The sequence below is a fragment of the Desulfovibrio porci genome (assembly GCF_009696265.1).
Classification (GTDB): Bacteria; Desulfobacterota; Desulfovibrionia; order Desulfovibrionales; family Desulfovibrionaceae; genus Desulfovibrio; species Desulfovibrio porci.
Window position 1 is genome coordinate 434,319 of the sequence record NZ_VUMH01000001.1, and the last position, 8,168, is coordinate 442,486.

Sequence of the window (8,168 nt, forward strand, 5' to 3'; positions counted from 1 at the left end):
CGCCGCGCATTGTGGCGGGGCTTCTTTTCCGCATGCACAAACAGCGCGGGACAGCCGTCTTGCCAACAAGCTGCCCCGCGCTTATACTTTGGACATGTACACCGCCCGTCTTCCCATCCGCCGCCTGTACTGCGGCTTTCCCGAAGAGCGTTACTGGCGCTCCCTGCTCTAAGCCTCTCCCCGCCGTCCATTGTCCGGAGAAGCCGCCGCATCACGGCGGCCGTATCACATTCTTTTTTTTGCGGGGAGTATCCATGCTGACCACAAAACCGTTTCACTGGTATTGTCTGTTGGGAGCCATCATTCTGGAAGTGGGCGGCACCACGGTCATGAAGCTGGCCCAGGGCTGGACCTTCGCCCATGCCGCCCTGCTGGGCCTGATGCTGATGTGGCTGGCCATCGGCCTTTCCTATTATCTTCTGGCCCTGTCCACCACCGGCCTGCCCGTGGGCGTGGCCTTCGCCTTCTGGGAAGGGCTGGGCCTGACTCTGATCACCCTGTCCAGCGTGCTGATCCTGGACGAAAGCCTGACCCTCAAACGTGTTTTGGGCCTGATCTGCGTGCTGGCCGGAGCACTGCTGGTGCACCACGGCACGGGCCACGGCGAAAGCCCGAAGCCGCGCCCGCGCGACGCCGGGCAAAGCCACATTTCGCCCCAGGACGCGGCTGACGGCGCGCGCGCCGCGAGGAGGCCGTGATGCACGCTCTGACCGCCTTTTTCAATGTCTCCGTGCTGCTGGTCGTGCTGGCCGCTCTACTGGATATTCTGGCCAATCTGCTGTTGGCCCGTTCCCAGGGCTTCCGCCGCCGCTGGATCGGCATTACGGCTCTGGCCCTGGTAGGTCTGGCCTTTTACTGCCTTTCCCTGGCCGTGCAAAACATGGATCTGGCTGTGGCCTATGCCATGTGGGGCAGTTTCGGCATTCTGGGCACCTCGCTGGGCGGCTGGCTTTTCTTCAGCCAGCGCCTCAGGCCCTGCGCCTTCGCGGGCATGGGCCTGCTTATCGCTGGCATGCTGCTGTTGCATCTGGGCTGAGCGCCAAAAGCCCCGGGGCCATTCAGCCCCGCCGAAGCGCCTTCCCCGTGGAGAGCGCTTCGGTCATGCCGTCCACGCCGGACAGCAGCCGCAGGGGATGCAGCAGGGTTATCCGCCGCCGTTCCACGCGGATCTGCCCCTCTTTTTGCAGCTTTTGCAGCAAGTCGCTCACCGTGGGCTGGGTGGTTCCGGCCATGGAGGCCAGCTGTTCCTGCGAAATGCGCAAGGGCACGGTGACGGGCCGCCGCCAGGCTTCGGCATCGGGAAGCAGATCATAGACCAGGGCGATAAGCAGCTTGATCAGCCGCCCTTCCACGCTGCAAACGACCAGATTGCGGATGCTGTCGCCCAGATGACGGATGCGGCTGCCCAGAAGGGAGATGACCCGGCGGGCCAGAGGATAGTGCGCGGCCAGCAGGGCGTCGAAATCCTGCCCGCGCACGGCGTGGATTTCCGACGGGGCGATGGCCTGGGCGTTGGCCTTGCGCGGATAGCCGCCCAGCACTTCGGAAATGCCGAAGAGTTCGCCCGCGCGCCGCAGAAAGAACACGGGCTCCTTGCCCGAATCATGGATGCTGAAAATGCGCACCAGACCCGAGGCGATGTAAAAACAGGCGTCGCCGGGATCGCCCTCAAAAAAGACGATGTCGTTTTTCTGAAAGCGCCGGTGCACCGCCTTTTGCAGAAAGAGGCGCTTTTCTTCTTCCAGCCCGGCGAAAAAATCCTCGCCGTGCAGATACCAGAGATTGTCCATACAGGCTCCCGAAGCGCTCCACCCGGCGACTGACTGACGGACGGAGCGCTTCGGGCCGCGCCTCGTCAGCGGACGATGCGATTCACATATCTGTAGACGGCCTCATTGCCGTAAATGTCGCGGCACTTCCAGGTGATGACGTTTTTGCCCATGATGGGACGCAACGTCGCCTTGAAGTAGCCGAGCTGATAGGGAATTTTCGTTTCCAGCGCGCCTGCGGGACAGGCCTTGACGCAGGACATGCAGTCCCAGCATTCGGAGGCGGCGCGGCAGTAAGCCTTGCCGTTTTCGGACGAAACAGCCATGAGATCGCCGGGGCAGGCCCTCTCGCAGAAGGATTCCTCGCGCCCCGCGCAGCCGGTGCATTTATGGGTATCAACTTTCGGCGGCATGGTAAACCTCGCTTGCGGCGTCCGTTCAGGCCGTGTGCCGGTCGCCGGGAATAAGTTGTTCATAGGGCCGGGTGAAGACCGTTATCTCGCCGTTGCGCGGATCGCGCCGCGACTCGATGAAGCAGTCGAAATGCTCGTCATCGCGCTCGGGGTAGTCGGAACGCGTCTGCCATCCCGCCCAGCGCGTTTCCTTGCGGGCCTTGAGGTGATGCACCACGGCCTCGGCCACATCCACCCGGTCCATGCTCTCCAGCGCCTGCATGAGTTCGTGCGGGTCCCCGGCGCGCAGGTACTGAAACTGCGAGCGTAACATGGCGATGTGGCGCAGGGCGTAATCCAGGCGCTCCTCATTGGTGCGGTAGAACTGACTGACCCCGCCCGCATATTCGTCCATAAGACGCTGCAGGCGCTCCTTCATTTCCACCGGGCGCACGCCCTCTTCCCCGCGCCGCAGCAGAGGGGCGTAAACGCGTTCCATCTCCGCGCGCAAATCCTCCCTGTCCAGGGGCGGCAGAGCCGCGCCGCGCAGATAGGCCACGGCCCCGCGCGCCGCCAGCTTGCCCTCGGCGCAGCAGCCGCCCACAAACTTGTTTGGATTGCCTCCGGCGGTTTCCCCGGCGGCGAACAGGCCGGGGATGGTGGTCATGCGCTCCATGTCCACCCAGAAGCCGCCGCCGGTGTGCCCTCCCAGGATATAGGGATCGGAGCCGTAGATCTCAATGGGTTCCCGGTCGGGATTCTGCCCCCGGCTGGCCAGAAAAAGCACGAAGGAAGGCCGCTCGTTGAGATAGTCCTCCAGCATGGCTTTGGTTTTTTCCGGGCTCAGATGGGTGGTGTCGCAATAACAGGGGCCGCGTCCGGCCAGCCATTCCTCCATGGGCGCGTTGGCGCGGATGTAACGCGGCGCGGCGTCGCCGCCCAGCGCCTCATAGCGGCTCATGACCTTTTCGCCCCTGGCATTGATGATGGGCGCGCCGTAGCCCACCGAGATGGTGTCCACCGGGCCGCAGAAATCCTTGGTGCGGGTGGCCACCCAGCGCTGTTCCAGGCTGGTCAGTTCCGCACCCTGCCTGAAACCCATGGCGTAGCCCGTGCCCACGCAATAGGGGCACATCCAGATCTGCGCGCCGCTGTCCGTGGAATCGGCCGTGTAGGATTTGTACAGCGTGCCCGCGCCGCCCGTGGCCATGACCGTGGCCCTGGCCCGGAACACATAAAAGCAGCCGTCGCGCACGCCCAGGCCCGTAGCCCCCACGCAACGGCCCTCATGCATGATAAGGCTTGTGCCGGCCACGCGGTTGTAAACGTCGGCCCCGCTTTCAATGGCCTTTTCAGCCATGATCGGCTTGAGCTGCTCGCCGTGGATGGAGATGTCCCACTGGCCGCGATAGCGCACGTTGCCCTGCTCGTCCCGCAGAATGGGCAGACCCCAGCGCTCCAGTTCCTCCACGCACGCATTGAGCTCCCTGGCGTTGGACAGGGCCAGATCCTCACGCAGGGGGCCGCCGCCCACCTGGGCCCGGCTCCAGCGCACCAGATCCTCGGGCGTTTTACCCTGGGGAATATAGGTGTTGATGGCGTCCATTCCCGCCGAACACGCGCCGGAACGCATGATTTCGGCCTTTTCCATGACGACCACCTTGAGGGAAGGGTCCAGCCGGGCGGCTTCCACGGCCACAAAGCAGCCCGCATTGCCCCCGCCCACCACGAGCAGGTCGCATTCCACCACCTTGACTTCCACGTCTTCCACGGACCGGGGCTCGAAGCGCCGCGTGCGCGGCGCGCTGATATTAGCCATGATGCTTCTCCGTAAGCGTTGAACGATTGCGCGTCCGTTTTCTCATGCCGCGTTGCGGCCGCCGCGTCCCTTGCGCGCCGCACGGACCACCACCCAGGCGGAAAGGGCCAGCAGGGCCAGGGCCACCGGACGGCCGAGGATCATGTACGGGTCCTGCTCCGAGGCGATGATCACCTGTTGCAGGGAGGTTTCCCAGATGGGCGCCAGAATAAAACCGATGATCAGGCAGATGAAGGAATAGTCGAACTTGCGCATGAAGTAGGCCAGCACGGCGAAAACCAGCATGAGGGTCACGTCGAAGGTCGCATACTGCGCCAGATACGCGCCCATGATGCAGGTGAAGATAATGATGGGATAAAGCACCGCCGACGGCACCTGCACAACCTTGCAGAAAGCCCGCAGACCCAGACGGCCCACAGCCAGCAGAAAGAGATTGGCCACGATCAGACTGCCGTAGATGGAATAGATGAACTGGGCGTTCTGCTCGAACATGAGCGGGCCGGGAATCATGCCGTGGATGACGAAGGCCCCGATGAGCAGGGCCGCCGCCACATTGCCGGGAATGCCCAGAGTGAACAGGGGAATGAGGCTGGCGGCCACCACGGCGCTGTTGGCCGACTCCGAGGCGGCGATGCCTTCCAGATTGCCTTTGCCGAAGCTTTCCGGCCTGTCGGAATGCTTCACCGCCTGATCATAGGCGAAAAAGGAAGCCACCGGCGCACCCAGGCCCGGCAGGGCTCCCACCACCGTGCCCGCCACCGAGGAACGGATCAGAGTGCGCGCGCAGGCCAGATATTCCTTCAGGCTCACAAAGCGGTCTTCGGGGCGGGAGGAAAAGCTCATGGCGCTCTGTCCCCGGCTGCTCCGGAGCTTTTCCTCCAGTTGGATGATGATTTCCGAAAAAGCCAGCATGCCGATGCCGATGGGAATCAGGGAGATGCCCCGCTCCAGTTGGGTGATGTCCAGGGTCAGACGCGGCAGGGCCGAAACCGGCTCAATGCCGATACAACCGATGAGCACGCCCAGGGCCGCCGCCATAAGGCCGCGCAACAGGGATCTGGTCCCCAGTCCGGCGATGATGGTCATGGCCATGCAGATCAGGGCGAAGATTTCCGGCGGCCCCATGTACAGGGCCACCGTGGCCAGGGGCGCGGCCACCAGGATGAGCACCACGGTGGAAAAGGCGTCGCCGGTCACCGAAGCGTACAAGGCCATGCGCAGGGCCTTTTCGCCCTTGCCCTTGACGGCCAGGGGATAGCCGTCCCACGTGGTGGCGGCGGATTCGGGCGTGCCCGGCGTGTTCAGCAGCACGCCGGAGATGGCTCCGCCGAAGAATGCGCCCTTGTTCAACCCCACCAGAAAGCCGATGGCCGCCACGGGCGACATGTAATAGGACAGGGGGATGCACAGGGCTATGGCCATGGGACCGTTGACGCCGGGTATGGCCCCGGCGATCATGCCCGTGACCACGCCCAGGAGCACAAAGAGCAGATTGGCCAGTTGCAGGGCGTCCGTGAGGCCCGCGAGGATCATGTCGAACATATGTTCTCCGCTTGTTGAGACTGGCGCTGTGCAGCCGGATTTTTGCCGTCAATCGAGAATATGGCGTTGTAAGATGAAACAAGCCCTACGGCATGGGCACGCCCAAGCCGAAACGCATCAGCGCCCAGACCGTCAGCACCGGCACAAGGGCCGTCAGCGCCATAACCACGGGCTTGCGCTGGCCGCAGAACCACTGGATCAACAGCATGAAGGCCACCCCCGAAGGAATAAAACCCAAACGGGACATGGCGGGCATGAGCAGAGCGCAGGGCAGCATGAAGCGCAGCAGATGCCCCCAGGCCACGCCCCCCGCCGCCGGGGCCGCGCCCGCCCCGGCGGCTTCGCCGGACCGGCGGAGACGCCGGGCTTTCAGCATGTTGCGCGCCAGCCCCAGCAGGGCCAGCAGCAGGATGAAGCCGGCCGCCAGATTGGGCACCAGTGTGGCGGGCACGCCGTAGCCGGGGTATTCGGGGGAATAGGAGGGAATAAGCCAGAGCAGCAGAACCAGGCTCGCCACAGCCATGCCGCCGTAGCCGTAATTTTCCCTTTGCGCGTTGGTCATGGAACTCTCCTTAACGGTGAAGGCGCCCTACTTTCCGGCTCCGGCCGTTTCTTTGGCCTGGGCCGCATTGCGCGCGGCGGTGCGCTTCATGTAGTCCACAGCGTGTTCCGGACCGAACTCCACCGGGCCCATGCGCAGTTTTTCGTGGATGAAGGTCTGAAATCCCTGGTTGTTCTTCAGGGCGGCCACCGCCGCATTCAGGCGTTCCCGCACATCCGCGGGCAGATTTTTGGGCCCCACAAGCACGATGTACATTTCCACGGCCTCATCCCAGCCCTGTTCACGCAGGGTAGGCACCTCGGGCAGGGGCGTCAGGCGCACCGGCGTGGAAGCCGCCAGCAGCTTGAGCTTGCCCCCCTGCACGTAGTCAAACAGGATGGCCCCCACATGCCCCAGGTCCGCATGACCGCCCATGACGGCTGAAATGACCGAAGGCCCGCCCGTGCTGGGCATGAGGGAAAGCTTGACGCCTTCCCTGGCCGCGATGCGGCTCATGGCGTCGCGGTCGTCCGAGCCCTGGAACATGTAGGTCAGGCCCTTGCCCTCCTTTCCGGCCCAGGCGAAAGCCTCTTTCAGCGTTGTCCACGGACGGTCCGGCTTACAGACAATGCCGCTCTGGTTCAGACCCAGAAGACTCAGATAGGTGAAGTCGTCCACCGTGTATCTGGTGTGCGCGAAATACGGCGAATAGGTGAACGCCGCCGTGGCCGCCACGCCGAGGGTATAGCCGTCGGCTTTGGCCGTAGCCAGTTCAGTAGCCATGACGCTGCCGTGGGAACCGCCGGGCATGTTGGTGACCAGCACCGGCTGCCCCAGCCCCTCCTTGAGGGCCTCGGCCAGGGAACGGGTAAGCAGGTCGATCTGCGCGCCGGGATTGACCATGGTCAGCATCTTCACCGGGCGCTCGGGCCAGTTTCCGGCCAAGGCCGGAAACGCGACGCAGACGCAGAGAACCGTCAGCAACAGTATCTTTTTCACGGTGATACTCCTTTTCATTTTCGGGAACAGGTTATGGTGAGCACCTTCACGCAGAGTATGTCCTGACAATGCGCGGCGTTCTATCAGCCGGATGATAAATCGTGAATATTTTCTCTAGATAGTGTCTACACGAGTTTAAGTTAAAACCTTTAACCATATCGCTATACAGCGGATTTGTACGGCAGCCTTAAACGAAGTGAGCATCTTTGCGTATCTGGTGGCGATGCAGCGCCAGCATTTAAGGTGGAGAATAGCATTTTCAACCAAGTGCCGCACACGATAGAGCGCCTTGTCGTAGTAACGCTGTGCCTTGCGATTCTTTTTGGGCGGAATGACAATTTCGCAACTAGTCTCAATGGCTTTATCTATAATCCCATTACTGTCATATCCACGATCCGCTAACAAGAATTGAGCGGCAATGCCGTCAATCAAGGCTATGGCTTGTGTGCAATCCGCTGTGGTACCCGCTGTAACAGCAACTCTGACCGGCATACCATGCGCATCCACGGCCAGGTGTATTTTGCTGTTGAACCCCCTTTTGTGCGGCCCATGCCTTGGTTGCCCCCCTTGGCTCCCGCCGCGTGGGGGTGGACTTTGCAATGACTGGCATCAATCATCAACCATTCAAAATCCGGATCATCAATCAACACTTCAAGGAGTTTTTCCCATATTCGCTTGTCTCGCCACCGAATAAAGCGTTGGTGAACAGTTCCCCATTTACCATATTCCGGCGGCAAATCTCGCCACGGCGCGCCAGTACGCAATATCCAGAATACGGCATTGATGAAGAGGCGATTATCCTTTGCGATGCCTCCCCATTGCCCACTTTGCCCAGGCAGATGCGGTTCCAATAAGGCCCATGCTGCATCTGAGATGTCATGGCGGCGTTGAGGATTCGTCATAAGCACATTCTTGCTGAATTGATGCGCTTCTCATAACACAAATCTCATGTAGACACTATCTAGAATCCAGCACCTACGGTATGGGGGTTCAAGTCCCCCCTCTCGCACCAAAAGAAAAAATGGCGCTTGTGCGACCCTGGCAAAAGCCTCCCCGTTACGCCTTGAGCGTTTCAGAGGAGGCTTTTTACATGGCGTTTATCCTGT

Annotated in this window: 9 protein-coding genes; 2 read left to right on the plus strand and 7 right to left on the minus strand. The window is 61.9% G+C overall.

Features of this window, described 5'->3' with window-relative positions; translation table 11 throughout:
* Nucleotides 1-254: 254 nt before the first annotated feature.
* Nucleotides 255-698, plus strand: a complete 444-nt coding sequence (locus tag FYJ44_RS01925) for a DMT family transporter (protein WP_154508617.1) — start codon at nt 255-257, stop codon at nt 696-698.
* Nucleotides 698-1,036 carry an SMR family transporter gene (locus FYJ44_RS01930; RefSeq protein WP_154508619.1) on the plus strand — a complete coding sequence of 113 codons (339 nt, stop codon included), beginning with the start codon at nt 698-700 and terminating at the stop codon, nt 1,034-1,036. Before FYJ44_RS01925 ends, FYJ44_RS01930 begins: the two co-directional genes overlap by 1 nt.
* 22 nt (nt 1,037-1,058) lie before the next feature.
* Here FYJ44_RS01930 and FYJ44_RS01935 read toward each other — a convergent pair whose 3' ends face one another.
* The 7 genes from FYJ44_RS01935 to FYJ44_RS01965 all read right to left on the minus strand — a co-directional run bounded on the left by FYJ44_RS01935 (nt 1,059) and on the right by FYJ44_RS01965 (nt 7,964).
* Complete coding sequence (locus FYJ44_RS01935) at nt 1,059-1,790, minus strand: Crp/Fnr family transcriptional regulator (protein WP_154508621.1); 732 nt, start codon at nt 1,788-1,790, stop codon at nt 1,059-1,061.
* 65 nt (nt 1,791-1,855) lie between these two features.
* Nucleotides 1,856-2,182 (minus strand): 4Fe-4S binding protein, encoded by a 327-nt coding sequence (locus FYJ44_RS01940; protein WP_154508623.1) that lies wholly within the window; start codon nt 2,180-2,182, stop codon nt 1,856-1,858.
* A 25-nt stretch (nt 2,183-2,207) separates the two neighbouring features.
* Nucleotides 2,208-3,980, minus strand: a complete 1,773-nt coding sequence (locus FYJ44_RS01945; RefSeq protein WP_154508624.1) for an adenylyl-sulfate reductase subunit alpha — start codon at nt 3,978-3,980, stop codon at nt 2,208-2,210.
* Nucleotides 3,981-4,022: 42 nt separating this feature from the next.
* Nucleotides 4,023-5,522, minus strand: coding sequence for a tripartite tricarboxylate transporter permease (locus FYJ44_RS01950; RefSeq protein WP_154508625.1), 1,500 nt, complete (start codon nt 5,520-5,522; stop codon nt 4,023-4,025).
* An 85-nt stretch (nt 5,523-5,607) separates the two neighbouring features.
* Nucleotides 5,608-6,084, minus strand: a complete 477-nt coding sequence (locus tag FYJ44_RS01955; RefSeq protein ID WP_154508627.1) for a tripartite tricarboxylate transporter TctB family protein — start codon at nt 6,082-6,084, stop codon at nt 5,608-5,610.
* 27 nt (nt 6,085-6,111) lie between these two features.
* Entirely contained in the window at nt 6,112-7,062 is a 951-nt protein-coding gene (locus FYJ44_RS01960; protein ID WP_288956702.1) for a tripartite tricarboxylate transporter substrate binding protein, read from the minus strand.
* A 135-nt stretch (nt 7,063-7,197) separates the two neighbouring features.
* A protein-coding gene (locus FYJ44_RS01965; RefSeq protein ID WP_154508630.1) for an IS5 family transposase occupies nt 7,198-7,964 on the minus strand; the annotation gives its coding sequence in 2 pieces (ribosomal slippage) (nt 7,198-7,604 and nt 7,604-7,964; 768 coding nt in all).
* Nucleotides 7,965-8,168 lie beyond the last annotated feature (204 nt).

Bases quoted from the DNA above. Each gene is read 5' to 3' on its own strand.
- FYJ44_RS01955 (WP_154508627.1), bottom strand. From the start codon at position 6,084: ATGACCAACGCGCAAAGGGAAAATTACGGCTACGGCGGCATGGCTGTG.
- FYJ44_RS01940 (WP_154508623.1), bottom strand. From the start codon at position 2,182: ATGCCGCCGAAAGTTGATACCCATAAATGCACCGGCTGCGCGGGGCGC.
- FYJ44_RS01945 (WP_154508624.1), bottom strand. From the start codon at position 3,980: ATGGCTAATATCAGCGCGCCGCGCACGCGGCGCTTCGAGCCCCGGTCC.
- FYJ44_RS01930 (WP_154508619.1), top strand. From the start codon at position 698: ATGCACGCTCTGACCGCCTTTTTCAATGTCTCCGTGCTGCTGGTCGTG.
- FYJ44_RS01925 (WP_154508617.1), top strand. From the start codon at position 255: ATGCTGACCACAAAACCGTTTCACTGGTATTGTCTGTTGGGAGCCATC.
- FYJ44_RS01950 (WP_154508625.1), bottom strand. From the start codon at position 5,522: ATGTTCGACATGATCCTCGCGGGCCTCACGGACGCCCTGCAACTGGCC.
- FYJ44_RS01935 (WP_154508621.1), bottom strand. From the start codon at position 1,790: ATGGACAATCTCTGGTATCTGCACGGCGAGGATTTTTTCGCCGGGCTG.